The sequence below is a fragment of the Ruegeria sp. BJ6 genome, assembly GCF_056537885.1.
In genome coordinates, this window is sequence record NZ_JBQFSG010000011.1 from 126,398 (window position 1) to 142,615 (window position 16,218).

Genomic DNA, 16,218 nt, shown 5'->3' on the forward strand with positions numbered 1-16,218 from the left:
CCAAGGCCCTATGGCCCGCCATTTTGATCGAACCGCAGGCAAAAAACATGACACGACCCGCCAAATACACGTACAGCCTGCACCTAACCCTGGTCCGGGATATCACGATTGTGGCGACCCTGGTCATACTGGGCCTCTATGCAGGCGCTGGATTTCTAATACCCCTTACCATGGCCCTATTGATCAATGTGCTGATCATCGCACTGAGCGACCGGGTTGTTGCCCTGACACGCGCACCCGTTTGGCTGGCCAACGTTGCCGGTGTCACCGTGGTTTTGGCCGGTTTGTTCATGATCATGTACATTATGGGCAGTCAGGCCACGCAATTCGCGCGATCCATCAATACTTATGAAAGCCAGTTCGACAACGCTGTAAACCGTATTACCGGACTGGTTGGCAACGATGTGACAAAATTCATCCGCGACAATCTGATCAGCCTCGACATGTCCTTTGTCGCCCGCCTGCTGCTGGGCAGCGCCACATCGCTACTGAACCAGTTTTTCCTGATCAGTCTTTATGTCGCCTTTCTGATGGCAGAGCGATTGGCCTTTCGGAAAAAGATAAGGCTCGCCGCTGGCAGCCCGGAGTTGGGGGCCGAACTGGCCACGGTTCTGGATGCCATTTCGTTCAGCCTGCAGCGTTATGTCGGGGTCAAAACACTTATCAGCCTGATCACCGCCCTGATCAGCTATTCCGTTTTCCGCGCTTTGGGTCTTGAATATGCCGAGACATGGGCGGTTCTGACATTTGCTCTGAATTTCATACCATCGATCGGGTCGGTCATTGCGGTGGTTTTCCCGTCGCTGATCGCCCTAGTCCAGTTCGAATCCATAGGACCGTTTCTGATCATCGTGCTGGGTTGCGGGACTATTCAGTTTCTGATCGGCAACTTCCTTGATCCGGCAATGCTTGGCCGGTCCCTCAACATGTCCACATTTCTGGTCATTCTGGCGCTGACGTTCTGGACCACTGTCTGGGGACTGATCGGCGCATTCCTGAGTGTCCCCCTTACTGTTTGCATCCTGATCATCTTCAGCCACATCCCCGCCCTCAGACCCGTAGCCATAATGATGTCCCTCGATGGCCGTTTAGGGGAAGAGGCCGCAAGAACTGATACGGAGTGAGCAGTGCAGGCGCCGCTGTTCATAGGTTCGGAAATCTATCGGCATTCGACCTATGGTTCCAAACACCCTCTGGCGATTCCACGTGTGTCCACGGTAATCGACCTTTGCCGGGCTATGGGCTGGCTGACGCAGGACAATTACCGCACAAGTCCGCGCGCAAAACCCAGAGCGCTAGAGGCATTTCACACACCCGAATATATCTCGGCGCTGCTGCAAGCCGAAAAATCCCAAAAAGTTTCACCTGAAATACGGCGCCGGCACGGGTTGGGCACAATATCAAACCCGGTTTTCACGGAAATGTATCGGCGTCCGGCCACCGCTGCGGGCGGTTCCATTCTTGGGGCTGAACTTTTGGCCAGAGGTGGTGTGGTCTTTAATCCGGCAGGCGGAACCCATCACGGTATGCCTGACCGGGCAAATGGCTTTTGCTATCTCAACGATCCAGTTCTGGCGATCAAAACCCTGTTGAATCAAGGCATTCAACGCGTCGTTTACATCGACATAGACGCCCATCACAGTGATGGGGTCGAAGCCGCCTTTCATGGTTCGGAATGTGTACGAATGATTTCGGTCCATGAGGGAAAACGCTGGCCGTTTTCGGGCGCTCTGGAGGATCGTGCCGGTGGTTCGGCATTTAACCTGCCAGTGCATCGCAACCTGAACGACGACGAGTTCAGATTGATATTGGATCGGCTGATCCTGCCCGCAACCGAGGCGTTTTGCCCGGATGCCATCGTGCTCCAATGCGGGGCGGATGCTGTCTTCGAAGACCCTTTGTCGCGCCTCGCACTCTCTAACACTTCTCATTGGCGAGCTGTTGCTGAATTACGCGCGCTTTCACCAAGGATTCTGGTTCTGGGTGGGGGTGGGTACAATCCGTGGTCCGTTGCCCGGCTTTGGGCCGGTGTCTGGGCTACACTATGCCATCAAGAAATACCTGACGTACTGCCACTTCAGGCGCAGTCGGTTCTGAAAAATTTACAATGGACCCGAGCCGCCGGCCGCAACCCGCCCGACCACTGGCTTACGACGCTGCGGGATGTGGTGAATAGTGGGTCAATCGATCATGAGTTGGTGAGCAACATTGCTAAACTCGCTACTCGGATTTGACAGCGGAATAACAAAGGCCTTTCTAGTAAATTAATTTTTGACGATTTCTCAAACATCCGTTTCTAATAATATTTTGATCTGATAGTTTTCCGATCACGTACTGGATTATAACCGTTAACTTCCCACCGCAGACCCACCTAATCTAATTCGCGTAAAATCAATCTCTTACGAAGGCTGCTTTAATTCGACGTGCCTTCGGTTCTCAAAACAGACCATCCGGCGGCGGCTTGGTCGGCGCAATTACAAGGAGAGACTTATGCCAGAAACGTTTCCGTCATTGCCACGTTGGCGCTCTTATTTTCGAAGATTGGCGGCACTGTCCGTTACGGCAGTCATGGCACTGCCAGCTATTGCGCAGGAGCAAAAACCGAACATCCTCGTCATTTGGGGTGATGATATCGGCCAATCCAACATCTCGGCCTACACAATGGGCCTTATGGGCTACCATACGCCCAACATAGATCGCATTGCCAAAGACGGCATGATTTTCACCGATTATTACGGTGAACAGTCCTGCACCGCAGGGCGCTCCTCGTATATCATGGGGCAATCTGTATTCCGTACAGGCCTGTCCAAAGTCGGCCTGCCGGGCGCAGAGCTTGGAATGCAGGAAGAAGATCCCACCATTGCCGGACTGTTGAAGGCCGAGGGGTACGTTACCGGCCAGTTTGGTAAGAACCACCTCGGTGACAAAGATGAGCATTTGCCGACAAACCACGGTTTTGATGAGTTTTTCGGCAATCTGTACCACTTGAACGCCGAAGAAGAACCCGAGAACGAAGATTATCCGGGAGATGCCGTTCTGGCAGACGGTCGGACCTTTCGTGAAGCATACGGGCCGCGCGGGGTTATCAAATCTTCGGCGGATGGAAGCATCGAAGACACCGGACCGTTGACCAAAAAGCGTATGGAAACCGTTGACGACGAAACCGTTGTCGCCGCTATCGATTTTATCAAACGCTCCCACGAACAGGGTCAGCCATTTTATGTCTGGTGGAACGGAACCCGGATGCATTTTCGCACCCACGTGGCCGATGATCGGCGCCATCGGGGCAATGACGAGTACACAGACGGCATGATCGAGCACGACATGCATGTTGGCCAGTTGCTCGACCTGCTGGACGAGTTGGGTATCGCCGACAACACCATCGTTCACTATTCGACCGACAACGGACCTCATATGAACACGTGGCCGGATGCGGCGATGACTCCGTTCTGGGGTGAAAAGAATACCAACTGGGAAGGAGGATGGCGCGTTCCGTCCATGGTCCGCTGGCCCGGCGTGATCGAGCCCGGTTCGGTTTCGAACGAGATCATGCACCACATGGACTGGCTACCCACCTATCTGGCCGCAGTTGGCCGCGACAACATCAAAGAGGAATTGAAACAGGGCGGTGTTCAAGCCATCGGGCGCGAATACAAGGTGCATCTGGATGGCTATAACTTCCTGCCCTATTTCAAGGGTGAGGTCGAAGAAGGCCCGCGCAAGGAAATCTTCTATTTTTCTGATGATGGCGACATGACCGCGCTGCGCTATGACGACTGGAAGCTGATTTTCCTTGAGCAAAAGGCGTGGGGCACATTGCGGGCGTGGATGGAACCGTGGACGGAACTGCGCATTCCGCTGATGATCAACCTGCGCCGGGACCCGTATGAACGGGCCTATCGCACCTCCAACACCTACTATGACTGGCTGTTGGATCGGGCCTACTTCCTGGTTCCCGCACAGGCATATGTCGGCAACTTCCTTGCGACATTCCAGGAGTTTCCTCCTCGCCAGAAGGCCGCCAGCTTTAATCTGGAACAGGTGATGGAAAAAATGCTGTCGCCGATTGGCGATTGATCCTGTTGATAAAATCGACGAGGGCCGCAAAAGCACGTTGCGGCCCTCGCTGGCATTTTGCCGGAGGCGTTTTTATGAAAATTGCAAGCATTTGTCTGGCAGCACTCTTTGCCGCATCCGCCGCAGCTGGCGATCCCCTGCCCTCGTGGAATGAGACTGAAACCAAATCCCGGATCATTGAATTCGTTGAAACTGTCACAGATGCAGACTCGCCAGATTATGTGACTCCGGCTGACCGCATCGCGGTTTTTGACAACGACGGGACATTGTGGGCCGAGAAGCCTGTGTATTTTCAGCTTATCTATGCCATGGATCAGGTTGCCCAACTGGCACAGGAAGATCCTTCAATCGTGACAAGCCCCGCACTCGAAGCCGCCTCCAAGGGCGATTTAGAAGCGATTGCGGCAGGTGGAATGGTGGCCCTGCTGGAGGTGGTCAACGCCTCTCATGCGGGTATGACCGTTGACGAGTTCCAGCAATCAGTTTCAGAATGGCTTCAAATCTCTCGTCACGGTGAAACAGATCTGGCCTACGATCAGATGACTTACCAGCCAATGGCCGAGTTGTTGCGATACCTGCGCGACGAAGGGTTCAAGACCTATATCGTCTCGGGCGGCGGCGTGCATTTCATGCGTGTATTTGCAGAAAGGGCGTATGGCATTCCACCCGAGCAGGTTCTCGGAACCTACGCCAACAGCACCTATTCACTGATCGACGGTGTGCCGACCATCAGCAAGACTCCGGGCATTGCATTTGTGGATGACAAGGAAGGCAAGCCGATCAATATTGAGCGCACCATAGGAAAGCGCCCCATATTGGCAGGCGGCAATTCAGACGGGGATTTTGCGATGCTCGAATGGACAACCGCCGGAGAAGGGCCTCGTCTGGGGCTTTTGGTGCACCACACCGATGAAGATCGTGAATGGGCCTATGATAGGGAAAGTGCCGTTGGACGCCTCGTTGACGGGTTGGATAAAGGCCCCGGGATGGGTTGGTTGATCATAGATATGGAGAAAGACTGGTCACGCATCTACACTGGCTCGAAGTAATCATTCAGGAAGCCGGGCCATCATGTGGACCACCCTCGTTTCAGCTTTTGTTATTGGGCTTTATGGCTCTGCCCTCTTTTGCTCGGTGCGCGCCGCTCAGACTTCAAGGACGCCGCAGGGATCGGTTGGGTGGGTGGTATTTCTTTTATCCGCGCCTCTGTTTGCGGTGCCGCTATATCTGTTCCTCGGCCATCATCGATTCCGCGGCTATCGAATTGCCCGCAAAGAAAGCGAGCGGGTTGTCGAAGGGATCAAGAACTTTGCCGATATAGCAAAACCTGACCCAGCTACGATGCGGATAAACCCCCGCCCTTTCGAAGCCCTGGCCCATCTGCCCGTTTCCCGTGGGAATGACGCCCATCTTTTGATCGATGGCGAAGCGACCTTTCAGGCCATTTTCGACGCTATAGATGGGGCTACAAAATACATCCTGATTCAGTTTTACATTATTCGCGACGATGAATTGGGCGTGGAACTTCAGGACCGTCTGATCGCCGCTTCGAAACGGGGCGTGCACGTACGCTTTATGACGGATGGTGTTGGCAGCTATGGCCTGTCCAATGACTACTTTGACCGGATGCGCCAAAACGGGATTGATGTCGCTGATCCGCGGGATCAGAGAGGACCGAATTTCAGGTTCCAACTCAACTATCGCAATCACCGCAAAACCGTGGTGGTTGACGGAGAGATCGGCTTTATCGGCGGACACAATGTTGGCGTTGAGTATCTGGGACAAAACCCCAAATTTGGGCCTTGGCGCGATACTCATGTTCAACTGCACGGCCCGATTGTTCGACAGTTGCAGCTTATCTTTGCCGAGGACTGGCATTGGGCCCGGAATGAAGACCTGATTGATCTGGTTGACTGGAATGGTTCTGACGCAGAACGGGACATGAATGCCCTGCTGGTTGCAACGGGACCGGGGGATGACACGGAAACCGGTGCGATGATGTTTTTTTCCGCCATTGCGGCGGCAAAGGAACGGATCTGGATTGCGTCGCCCTATTTCATTCCAGATCTCGACATCATGACGGCCTTGCAGCACGCAGCGCTACGCGGCGTCGATGTTCGCATTCTGGTGCCCGAAGTCATCGACCACCGTATTCCATGGCTGGCTGCTTTTGCCTATTTCGACGAAATCCGGGACTGTGGCGCCAAGGTCTTTCGCTATACAGACGGTTTCATGCACCAGAAGGTTTTTGTCGTGGATGAAACCCTGGGTGCGGTTGGCACCACCAATCTGGACAATCGTTCCTTCAGGCTCAATTTCGAAGCAATGGCCCTGTTTTTTGATGAAGAAGCCGCAGTTGCAATCAGTCAGATGCTGCAAGACGATTTCAACTCAAGCTATGAGCTTGTGCGCTCTCTTCATCAACAACCGGCCTATATTCGGCATGGGGCGCCCATCGCGCGCCTTTTTGCCCCGATCCTTTAGGACAGAAACCGCTCTTCGAACACGCGGGTCATCAGGGCAACCATGTAGGCGGTAGAAAGACCAAAGGCCAACAGGCCCGTAACCGAAGCAAATGCACCAAAAATGCGTAACCCTTCCCCCAGAACGATATCGCCATACCCCAAGGTAGTGAATGTAACGAGCGAGAAGTACAGCGCAGAGTTCCAATCTGGCAGCACATCGCCCAAAACCCAGACAATCGCCCAGATCCAGACCTGTATGGTGTGCGTCGCAACAATGAACGCCAATGCCATGCAAACCGGACCGGCCGTTCTCAGGACCTGCCCTTTGTCTTCCCATCTGTCCAGCAGACGGCGGATCATGATGGTGCACCATGTCAAAAGGCCAATTTCAATCAGGAAACAAAGGCCCAGATAGACGCTGCCCCAAAAAATCTGCTGCGACAACGTCATGTCACGAAACCCCGGTTCCCAAAAGCGCACCAATTGCCCGGCCAGAATGAACCGCAGCCACGTTAGGGGCAACCCCTGCACGTGCGTTCCACTGCCCTGCCCTGCGACGAATGGCAATACCACACATGTCTCTACTGGACACAGCGCGCGGCGGCTGCACATTGTGTCAGGCGCAAGGTGAACGTCAGAATGCTTTTAGAGATAAATCAAGTTACTAAGTCCTATCCCGGCGGCAGACCGGTTCTTAAGGACGTGTCCCTAAATCTGGATCACGGCCAGACACTGGCCCTTACTGGTGAAAGCGGCAGCGGCAAGAGCACCCTTCTTAACCTTACAGGGGCGTTGGACAGTTTTGATCAGGGTGAAATCCTGCTGGACGGTATTCGTTTGTCCGGTCTGGGGGATTCCGGACGGGCCGATCTGCGCCGCCGCACCGTCGCGTTGGTGTTTCAGCAATACAACCTGATCCCTTCGCTGACCGTATCGCAGAACCTGTCTTTTCATGCGCGGTTGGCCGGGGGCTTTGACGCCGAATGGACGGATGAGCTGGCGCAACGGCTTGGCCTTTCCGAATTGGGCGACCGTTATCCTGAACATCTGTCGGGCGGCCAGCAACAACGGGTCGCAATCGGGCGGGCGATGGCAGCAAAACCCAAGCTTCTTTTGGCGGATGAACCAACCGGCAATCTCGACGAAACCGCAAGTGGCGTCGTGATGAAGCTGATGCTGGAACTGGTGCGGGATGCAGGTGTCGCGCTGCTGCTGGTCACGCATTCAAGTGAAATTGCCGGACAACTGGACCGGCACGCACATCTGGCTGGCGGAAAGATCTCATGATCGGCCCGGCGTTGCAGGTTTTGCTGTCGCATTGGCGGGCGCATATTCTGCAACTGGCCACACTGCTTATCGGCATCGCACTTGCCACCGGCCTTTGGTCTGCCGTTCAGGCAATAAATGCCGAGGCCCGCGCCAGCTATGCCCGCGCTAACGCCCAGCTTGCCATCGGTCAGTTCGACGAGTTGCGCGACCAAAACGGCCATCTCCCGCTGGAAAGATATATCGATCTTCGCCGAGCCGGGTGGCAGGTCGCGGCAGTACTGGAGGGCCCGTTCAGGGTCGGAGATCGCACCTTGCGCCTGATGGGCGTCGATATGATTGCTTATCCGGCATTACCGGCAATGACCCAGGCCGATCAGGGCGATACACCGCCTGCCCCATTGGACATCCTGACACCTCCGGGTCGATTACTGGTCCGTCCTGATCTGGTTTCGGTACTTGGCGATCAGGAAGATTTACCACCGGTCACTGCGTCAGAGTCTCTCCCCCCTGATCTGATCCTAACGGATATCGGTGTCGCAGAAAAGTTGCTGGCCAAGCCCGGCCAGATATCTCGTCTTGTCGTACTGCCGACCCAGCCCATGGGGATTCCGCCTTTGGCGGAAATCGCCCCTGACCTGGAACGGATCACTGCATCATCGCAGATGGACACAGCGCAACTGACAGACAGCTTTCACCTGAACCTTTCTGCATTTGGTCTACTGTCATTTGCTGTTGGTCTATTCATCGTTCACGGAACGGTCGGCCTTGCCTTCGCGCAGCGCCGCGGCATGATCCGCACCCTTCGCGCACTTGGCCTTCCGCTGCGTCTGCTGATCTGGCTGATCCTTGGAGAATTGACGTTATTGGCATTAATCGGCGGCGTGTTGGGATTGCTATTGGGCTATTTCATCGCCGGAGGGTTGCTGCCGGATGTAGCAGCAACCCTGCGGGGGCTGTACGGCGCCCCGATTGACGGGCAACTCGCCCTCCGGCCGACTTGGGTGGCCGCGGGTTTATTGATGGCCGTGGGTGGTACTCTGCTTGCAAGTGGCCAATCCCTGTGGCGTTTAGCCAAGATGCCGCTACTGGCAAGCCCTGGGGTGCAGGCATGGAGTTCCAGCGGTACTGCAAACCCTCTGCCCGGCTATCTGGGCCTGCTGCTGATAGGGGCTGGTATCTTGGTCTTTTGGAGCTTTGGCGGCCTTGTTCCGGGCTTCCTCATGCTTGGTGGAATTCTGACTGGCGCGGCATTGTTACTGCCCCTTGTGCTTTCGACCTTTCTACGAGGCTTTAAAACGCGCGCGCAAAGCCCTGTTTCTCAATGGATATGGGCGGATATGCTTGCCCAACTACCCGGGCTGTCGCTTGCTCTTATGGCTTTGCTTCTCGCCTTGGCGGCCAATATCGGCGTCGGAACCATGGTATCAAGTTTCCGCCTGACATTCACCGGTTGGCTGGATCAGCGACTGACATCCGAGCTCTATGTTACTGCAGTAAACGACCAGCAAGACTTGGAAATCACCCAGTGGTTAAGTCCACAGGTGGATGCGGTGCTGCCAATAAGGCGGGTTGAATTGAGCCATGAGACAGGACCGTTGTTTTTGTACGGAGTTGTTGACGATCAGACTTATCGGGAAAAATGGCCCTTGATAGCGGCAGATCCTGATGCTTGGGACAAGGTGGCCTCAGGCAACGCTATTCTAATCAATGAACAACTGGCGCGCAGGGCCGATCTTTGGCCGGGCTCATCAATTTCGCTGTCTCCCGACTGGCAGTTGGTGGTCACCGGGGTCTATTCGGATTATGGCAACCCAACCGGGCAGGCTATCGTGTCGATGGATCAGTTTACCGCGCATTTCCCAAATAGCCCTCATCGCCGGTTTGGGATTCGCGTTTCCCCGGACCGGGCCACCGATCTTGCCCGATCTCTACGTGAACAATTCGAACTCCCTGATCGGGCTGTGGTTCATCAGGCCGCCATGAAAGCGCAATCGTTATCCATCTTCGAGAAGACATTCGTGGTGACCTCGGCCCTGAACATACTGACACTGGGTGTTGCTGGTTTTGCCATTCTGACTAGCCTGCTTACACTTTGGACACAGCGCTTACCGCAGGTAGCGCCGGTCTGGGCGCTGGGAATGACCCGAAGTCGGCTTGCAACACTGGAAATTCTGCGCAGCGTGTTGCTTGCCGCACTGACCTGTTGCCTTGCGCTGCCTTTGGGCCTTGTTCTCGCTTGGGTTTTGCTTGTGGTCATAAACGTCGAGGCATTTGGATGGCGGCTTCCTATGCACCTGTTCCCCATGGACTGGGTTCGCTTGCTGCTGCTGACGTTGCTTGCAGCGGCAATAGCGGCGGCTCTGCCCGCCTTGCGGCTGCGTCGGTTGCCGCCAGCTGATTTGCTGAAAGTGTTTGCCAATGAACGTTAAGCTGCTTCTTACCTTTCTTTTGGCGCCTTGTGCCGCTCTGGCTCAGGGGTTTGCGGGGTTGGGCGGAGACGCAGAAGGTTTTGACGTCCCTTACGCGGGTTACGAGTTCCAGTTTCCCGCCGATCATGGCCCGCATCCACCGTTTCGGATTGAATGGTGGTACGTGACTGCCACGTTGGAGGATGAGGATGGGAACGACTATGGCATTCAATGGACCCTTTTTCGGTCGGCGTTGAAGCCCTTTGATCAGGAAGGCTGGCAAAGCCCACAGTTGTGGATGGGGCATGCTGCGGTTACGACACCAACCGAACATTACTTTGACGAACGCCTCGCCCGTGGTGGCATCGGTCAAGCTGGTGTCAAAGCCACCCCGTTTGCCGCATGGATAGACGAGTGGCATATGAAAGGCCCTGACATCAACACCATCCATCTGACGGCTAGAGGGCAGGAATTTGGATACGACCTGAGCCTACAGGCCCAAGGACCACTGGTCTTTCATGGTGACGCTGGCTATTCGGTCAAATCCGCCGAGGGACAGGCAAGTTTTTACTATTCACAGCCTGCTTATTCCGTGACCGGAACCCTTAATCTGCCTGATGGCGAAGTTTCAGTGTCCGGCGAGGCCTGGCTTGATCGGGAGTGGTCGTCGCAGCCTTTGGCTGAGGATCAGACCGGATGGGATTGGTTTTCGCTCAACTTCGACACTGGCGAGCGCCTGATGGCATTTCGCCTGCGCGGCGGGCGTGGAGATTTTACCTCGGCCACTTGGATTGCCAGAGATGGCACCACAACCGCCCTGCCCGATAAGGCAATTTCGTTTACACCATTGCAATCCGCTTCAGTTGCCGATCGTGACATTCCAATCAAATGGCGGATCAACCTACTTGAAAGAGACCTCGATATAGAGGTACAGGCGATGAACCCCGATGCATGGATGGGAACAACCTTTTCTTATTGGGAAGGTCCTGTCGAGGTATCCGGCAGTCATCTCGGTCGCGGATATCTGGAAATGACAGGGTATCAATGACAGGTACGTTAACGCATCGCATCCTATTAATTTGGTACAGTATTTACGAATTTTCGCTGATAAATGGTTCCACCGCTTCAAAATACAATTCGAAGCCCGGCTGCCCTTCGATGGCAACGTGATTGTTGCCCGGCAGTTCTACGAACCGCGCACCGGGGATAAGTCTTGCCAGCAATTGCCCTTGGTACAGTGGGGCCACGCGATCTCCGGTGAAATGCAAGACCATTGTGGGCACTTTCAGTTCGGATGCCAGCGTCCGCACATCTATTTTTCCATTCATTTCATAGATCTTACCCGCGTTTTCTGCGGTGACAGTTACACGTTGCAACTCATCAAAACTCTCCTGCACGGAAATCGGCGCATCCGGCAAAAAGGCTGAGGTGAAAAAGTTTCGGTAAATTGGAGTGTCCGATCCCCACCCCTCGCGGATCATAAGCCTTGCTGCATCGTATAATTTAACTTCCTCAGGGTCCTTCCGCATAAGGCGTCCCTGCGCGTACCCGCCGAACAAAATCAGGCAGGCAACCTGCTCGGGGTGTTTATGGGCGTAGCTGATGGAAAACGCCGCCCCCTGACTGATACCGAACAGGGCGAACTTTTCCAGGCCAGCAGCTTGAACCACAGCTTCCATATCCTCGATCATGGCATCGGCATCTATTCGGTCGACGTCCCAATCGGACAAACCGTTGCCGCGTTGATCGAAACGGACAAAGCGATGGTTTTCGGCAAACCGGGTCAGAAACGGAGACATGAAAGGGCTTTGCCATTCATACTCGATGTGGTTCAGCCAGTGCGGCGCCCTAAACACTGGAAATCCTTGTCCAACACTCGCAAAGGCAATGTGTGTCCCGTCCGCTGAGGTGCAGAATTCGATCTGTTGGTTGTGCGCTAGATGCGATCTGGGGCGTTCTCTTGGCTGTTCGGGTGCCCATTGCCAGACCCGAATGGGCCGCGTGATGTTTTTGACCCTTTGACTTCCAAGATCACGAAAATCATCGGCGTAACGGCCTTGAACCGTCTGATGAACGATGTCCGAGATGCACACACCGCCGGGCTGCGCCAATCCTTCAAGGCGAGCGGCAACATTGACGCCATCTCCGAACATGTCGGATTCGTCGAAAATCACATCACCCAGATTGATGCCGACCCGGTACTTGATCCTGCGGTCATCCGCTTGCTCGGATTCGCGTTCACTCATTTGGGACTGGATATCCACGGCGCAACGCACGGCATCCTGCGCCGAATGGAATTCGGCCAAAAGGCCATCGCCGGTGGTCTTTACGATCCGGCCCCGGTTGGTCGCGATTGATGGGTCGATCAGTTCCTTGCGGTGGCGTTTTTGCCGCGCAAGGGTAGCTTCGTCATCCAGTTCCATCAGCCTGGAGTACCCGACCATATCGGATGCCATTACGGCGGCCAAACGACGTTCCATCTCGTCTCCCCCGGTCGCACAATAGCAGAATTGTGCCGACCTCGCGAGACCGGTGCGTTATCGAACCACGTAGACGGAAACCGTGGAGTGGCGAACGACGCGAGCGGCATTCGGGCCCAGAAGGTAATCCCTGAATTCAGGTTTGTGCGCCCCGATAACAATCAGATCACTACCTGCATTCTCAGCCGTGTTCAGGATCTCCTGATAGGCCGTTCCTGTTGCCACGACATGCCGGACCGACGCATTTTTTTCCTCGCCCAGGGTCGAAACGCAAAGGCGCAGTAGGTTTGCCTGTGCTTCCTTAACTGCGTTTTCGTGGAACCCGGGTTCAAAGAACCCGGACACCCAGCTTTCACCGAAATCCGGCAAAACCGTCACAACATCCAGTTGCGCCCCTTCAAGCTCGGCAAGCTTTGCTGCCTGCCGCAGGACCGCCGCGTCGTGATCACCGTTGCTGAGGTCAACTGCACAGAGAACTGAATTTGTCATGCGGGAACCTCTTGTCTGGCGGCGCGGCCGCGTTGCAGAAAGGCGATGAGGCCAAGAAGGATCAACGCCGGAATGAACATCAGCTCTTTCGGCGGCTGACTTGCAGGCACGCTGACAGAAGTGAGCTGAACCGGTTCATCCCCATAGTAGTCAAAGATGTCCATGTCATCCGACACCGGTGTGCCAAACATCGGCTCATCCAGCTTGACCATGCCATCTTCTTCGATCAACAGCAGACCCATGGCGTCAACACGTGCCTGACCGCCTTCCTCGGAGCCCACGGTCAGAACGACAGTAGTATCAACCATTTCACCGGTATCAAAATCGGGTCCGCTGGCGACAATGCGGATTTCGTCACCCGGTGACGCTTCTCCTACCGTTTGCACCAGTTGGGCAGGCGCTACGTTATTAAAGGGAGGCGACACATAGTTCATTAAGAAATCCGGTCGGAACAGGGCAAAGGCCACCAGGATCAACGCGACGCTTTCATAGATACGGCTGCGCGAAATGAAATAACCCATTGTTCCGGCGGTAAAGACAAGGATCGCGATCGTTGCCGAGATGGCTACGATTATGCCCTCAACCCAGGTGACATCGATCAACAACAGGTCGGTGTTAAAGATGAACACGAATGGCAGCGCGACGGTCCGCAGCGAATAGAAGAACGCTGTGAAACCTGTTCTGATCGCATCGCCACCTGACACAGCAGCGGCCGCAAAACTTGCCAATCCGACAGGGGGCGTAACGTCCGCCATGATGCCAAAGTAGAAAACGAACAGATGCACGGCGATCAACGGAACGATCAGGCCGTCCTGCGCACCAAGCTCGACAACAACACCCGCCATCAGCGAGCTTACGACGATATAGTTTGCTGTCGTCGGCAGCCCCATGCCCAGAATAAGGCTGAGCAGGCCAACCATCACCAGCATCAGGATCAAATTGCCACCGGAAAGGAATTCAACCAGATTGGCCATCACTTGTCCGACACCGGTCAGGGTCACCGTACCAACGATCACCCCAGCGGTTGCCGTTGCAAGAGCAATGCCGATCATGTTCCGTGCACCAACAATCAGGCCATGCCACAGATCGCTTACGCCTTCCATAAAGGTCGCAGCCATGTTGCTTTGACCACGAAACACAGCCTTGAGCGGTTTTTGGGTCAGCAGGATCACAAACAGCAGCGCGGTTGCCCAAAAGGCAGACAGACCCGGCGATTTCTGTTCGATCATCAGGAAGTAGACCAAAACGATAATCGGCAGCAGATAATGCAGGCCAGCCTTGTAAATGTCCTTGATAATCGGCAGGGAAACTTCCTTGGCATTCGGATCATCGGGCTCAAGGTCCGGCACCTGCGCGGCGAGGTACACCAACGCGACATAGACGATGCAGACAATCGCACTGAGGATCAGCCCCGCCTGCGATGGCGCCCATTGCGTGATTGCTTCGACAGGGAACTGAGAGCTGTAGCAAAGTCCTGCGAATACAACGAAGAACGACAACATTCCCACGATTGTCCGGGCCAGGTGAACTTCTCGATCCCCCAGCGTCGGCATGTTCCGCTTTACCGCCTCCAGGTGAACGATATAAACCAGCGCGATGTAAGAAATCGCGGCGGGCAGGAAGGCATGCGTGATCACCTCGACGTAGGAGATGCCAACGTATTCCACCATCAAGAAGGCCGCGGCGCCCATCACCGGCGGCATGATCTGACCGTTGACCGAGGATGCAACCTCGACCGATCCGGCCTGTTCACTGGTAAAGCCCACGCGCTTCATGAGCGGGATGGTGAAGGTGCCGGTTGTAACCACGTTTGCAATCGATGAGCCTGAGATCAGGCCGGTTGCAGCCGAACCCACCACAGCAGCCTTCGCCGGACCACCACGCAGGTGACCCAAAGCGCCGAACGCCATTTTGATGAAGTAATTCCCTGCCCCTGCCTTTTCCAGCAATGCGCCGAACAGGACGAACAGGAAAACGAACTTGGTTGATACTCCCAAAGCGATGCCGAAAACACCTTCGGAGGTGATCCACATATGGCTCATCGCCTTTTGCAGGCTCGCGCCTTTCCAACGAATGACGTCAGGAACCCATTCAGAAGACCCAAAGAATACGTAGGCGAGGAAAATGGTGGCAATGATCGCCATTGCAGGACCCAGGGCACGGCGCGCCGCTTCGAACAGGATCAACAAGCCTGCAAGTGCAAAAAACTTGTCGACATCGTCGGCCAATCCACCGCTATCAACAATTTTCTCATAGAACAAAAAGCCATACAGCGCCGAGAACACCCCTGCCCCGCAAAGAACCCAGTCTTGAACCGGAATGAAACCGCTGCCGTCGTATTTTTCCCTTAGAAGATACTTACCCGCAATCAACGCACCGATTACCACGCCTATGACAATGCACGCCACTTGCGCCGTGCTTGAAAAGCTGTCGGTGGCGTACTGGACCAAAATTGCCATGGCCCCGTAAGTCAGGGTTGCGATCGCGGCCAAAAGACCAACCGCGCTAAATACCCGTTCCAGCGCCATTGGCTCTCCGGAACCATTCAGAAACGTCGGGGCGATCAACGCTATCGCAATGACGGCCGAAAGTGCCACCCACACCCCAAGGCTGAGATCGGAAGGAAGACCCAAAAGCGCGGTAAGATCGGGAGACACCGCCATAAATAGGGCAAGTGCAAAACTACCCAGTCCCAGAGCAGTGCCCAAATGACTCAACCAGAACTTCAGAAAGTTCCGGCTTTCCTGACCCATGGCCGGATAGGCCATGAAACCCAGCATAAGCGCAAAGGCCAGATGGATCAGACGTGAGTTGTTACTTACCGCACCCGGTAAAAGGTAGTTAGCCAACGGAGACGCGAGAGTAACCTGAAAAAGCGACCAACTCACTGCGATGATCGCAAGCGTTAGCCCAACCATGCCAGCCGGGTCACGGGCACCGGCGTCCGAGGACGCAACCAGTTCCTGTAGTTCCTCTTCGGATAAAGGACGATTGCCCTGTTGGTCAGTGCTCATCAACGTATCTCCCCGT

12 protein-coding genes are annotated in these 16,218 nt (G+C 55.0%); 8 read left to right on the forward strand and 4 right to left on the reverse strand.

What is annotated here, in order from left to right:
- Nucleotides 1-47 precede the first annotated feature (47 nt).
- The 5 genes from ACR0D6_RS19360 to cls all read left to right on the forward strand — a co-directional run bounded on the left by ACR0D6_RS19360 (nucleotide 48) and on the right by cls (nucleotide 6,561).
- Nucleotides 48-1,124: an AI-2E family transporter gene (locus tag ACR0D6_RS19360; RefSeq protein WP_170655670.1), complete on the forward strand. Its 1,077-nt coding sequence runs from the start codon at nucleotides 48-50 to the stop codon at nucleotides 1,122-1,124.
- A 3-nt stretch (nucleotides 1,125-1,127) separates the two neighbouring features.
- Nucleotides 1,128-2,234, forward strand: coding sequence for an acetoin utilization protein AcuC (locus ACR0D6_RS19365; protein ID WP_480766720.1), 1,107 nt, complete (start codon nucleotides 1,128-1,130; stop codon nucleotides 2,232-2,234).
- A 334-nt stretch (nucleotides 2,235-2,568) separates the two neighbouring features.
- Entirely contained in the window at nucleotides 2,569-4,077 is a 1,509-nt protein-coding gene (locus ACR0D6_RS19370; protein ID WP_480766721.1) for an arylsulfatase, read from the forward strand.
- A gap of 74 nt (nucleotides 4,078-4,151) precedes the next feature.
- A complete protein-coding gene (locus ACR0D6_RS19375; protein WP_480766722.1) occupies nucleotides 4,152-5,126 on the forward strand; it encodes an HAD family hydrolase in 975 nt (324 codons plus the stop codon).
- Between the two features lie 22 nt (nucleotides 5,127-5,148).
- The gene (cls, locus tag ACR0D6_RS19380; protein WP_480766723.1) at nucleotides 5,149-6,561 is read left to right on the forward strand and encodes a cardiolipin synthase; all 1,413 of its coding nucleotides are present in this window, start codon (nucleotides 5,149-5,151) and stop codon (nucleotides 6,559-6,561) included.
- On the opposite strand, the gene ACR0D6_RS19385 is transcribed toward cls, so the two are convergent.
- The gene (locus ACR0D6_RS19385) at nucleotides 6,558-7,115 is read right to left on the reverse strand and encodes a potassium channel family protein (RefSeq protein WP_480766724.1); all 558 of its coding nucleotides are present in this window, start codon (nucleotides 7,113-7,115) and stop codon (nucleotides 6,558-6,560) included. The genes cls and ACR0D6_RS19385 overlap by 4 nt on opposite strands.
- A 66-nt stretch (nucleotides 7,116-7,181) precedes the next feature.
- On the opposite strand from ACR0D6_RS19385, the gene ACR0D6_RS19390 reads away from it, so the two are divergent.
- From ACR0D6_RS19390 to ACR0D6_RS19400, 3 genes are read left to right on the forward strand one after another with little or no spacing between them, the layout of a single operon-like run.
- Nucleotides 7,182-7,829, forward strand: a complete 648-nt coding sequence (locus ACR0D6_RS19390; protein ID WP_480766725.1) for an ABC transporter ATP-binding protein — start codon at nucleotides 7,182-7,184, stop codon at nucleotides 7,827-7,829.
- Nucleotides 7,826-10,240 carry an ABC transporter permease gene (locus ACR0D6_RS19395; RefSeq protein WP_480766726.1) on the forward strand — a complete coding sequence of 805 codons (2,415 nt, stop codon included), beginning with the start codon at nucleotides 7,826-7,828 and terminating at the stop codon, nucleotides 10,238-10,240. Before ACR0D6_RS19390 ends, ACR0D6_RS19395 begins: the two co-directional genes overlap by 4 nt.
- Nucleotides 10,230-11,267 (forward strand): lipocalin-like domain-containing protein, encoded by a 1,038-nt coding sequence (locus ACR0D6_RS19400; RefSeq protein ID WP_480766727.1) that lies wholly within the window; start codon nucleotides 10,230-10,232, stop codon nucleotides 11,265-11,267. Before ACR0D6_RS19395 ends, ACR0D6_RS19400 begins: the two co-directional genes overlap by 11 nt.
- 43 nt (nucleotides 11,268-11,310) lie before the next feature.
- On the opposite strand, the gene ACR0D6_RS19405 is transcribed toward ACR0D6_RS19400, so the two are convergent.
- From ACR0D6_RS19405 to ACR0D6_RS19415, 3 genes are read right to left on the reverse strand one after another with little or no spacing between them, the layout of a single operon-like run.
- The gene (locus tag ACR0D6_RS19405; protein WP_480766728.1) at nucleotides 11,311-12,699 is read right to left on the reverse strand and encodes an alpha/beta fold hydrolase; all 1,389 of its coding nucleotides are present in this window, start codon (nucleotides 12,697-12,699) and stop codon (nucleotides 11,311-11,313) included.
- Nucleotides 12,700-12,756: 57 nt separating this feature from the next.
- Nucleotides 12,757-13,188, reverse strand: a complete 432-nt coding sequence (locus ACR0D6_RS19410; RefSeq protein ID WP_170655688.1) for a universal stress protein — start codon at nucleotides 13,186-13,188, stop codon at nucleotides 12,757-12,759.
- The gene (locus tag ACR0D6_RS19415; RefSeq protein WP_480766729.1) at nucleotides 13,185-16,202 is read right to left on the reverse strand and encodes a TRAP transporter permease; all 3,018 of its coding nucleotides are present in this window, start codon (nucleotides 16,200-16,202) and stop codon (nucleotides 13,185-13,187) included. The genes ACR0D6_RS19410 and ACR0D6_RS19415 overlap by 4 nt, the downstream gene beginning before the upstream one ends.
- Nucleotides 16,203-16,218: the final 16 nt, after the last annotated feature.

What these genes read in the sequence shown, in the direction of transcription:
- ACR0D6_RS19360 (WP_170655670.1), top strand. Translation starts at nt 48, where the DNA reads ATGACACGACCCGCCAAATACACGTACAGCCTGCACCTAACCCTGGTC.
- cls (WP_480766723.1), top strand. Translation starts at nt 5,149, where the DNA reads ATGTGGACCACCCTCGTTTCAGCTTTTGTTATTGGGCTTTATGGCTCT.
- ACR0D6_RS19390 (WP_480766725.1), top strand. Translation starts at nt 7,182, where the DNA reads ATGCTTTTAGAGATAAATCAAGTTACTAAGTCCTATCCCGGCGGCAGA.
- ACR0D6_RS19405 (WP_480766728.1), bottom strand. Translation starts at nt 12,699, where the DNA reads ATGGAACGTCGTTTGGCCGCCGTAATGGCATCCGATATGGTCGGGTAC.
- ACR0D6_RS19370 (WP_480766721.1), top strand. Translation starts at nt 2,569, where the DNA reads ATGGCACTGCCAGCTATTGCGCAGGAGCAAAAACCGAACATCCTCGTC.
- ACR0D6_RS19415 (WP_480766729.1), bottom strand. Translation starts at nt 16,202, where the DNA reads ATGAGCACTGACCAACAGGGCAATCGTCCTTTATCCGAAGAGGAACTA.
- ACR0D6_RS19400 (WP_480766727.1), top strand. Translation starts at nt 10,230, where the DNA reads ATGAACGTTAAGCTGCTTCTTACCTTTCTTTTGGCGCCTTGTGCCGCT.
- ACR0D6_RS19375 (WP_480766722.1), top strand. Translation starts at nt 4,152, where the DNA reads ATGAAAATTGCAAGCATTTGTCTGGCAGCACTCTTTGCCGCATCCGCC.
- ACR0D6_RS19395 (WP_480766726.1), top strand. Translation starts at nt 7,826, where the DNA reads ATGATCGGCCCGGCGTTGCAGGTTTTGCTGTCGCATTGGCGGGCGCAT.
- ACR0D6_RS19410 (WP_170655688.1), bottom strand. Translation starts at nt 13,188, where the DNA reads ATGACAAATTCAGTTCTCTGTGCAGTTGACCTCAGCAACGGTGATCAC.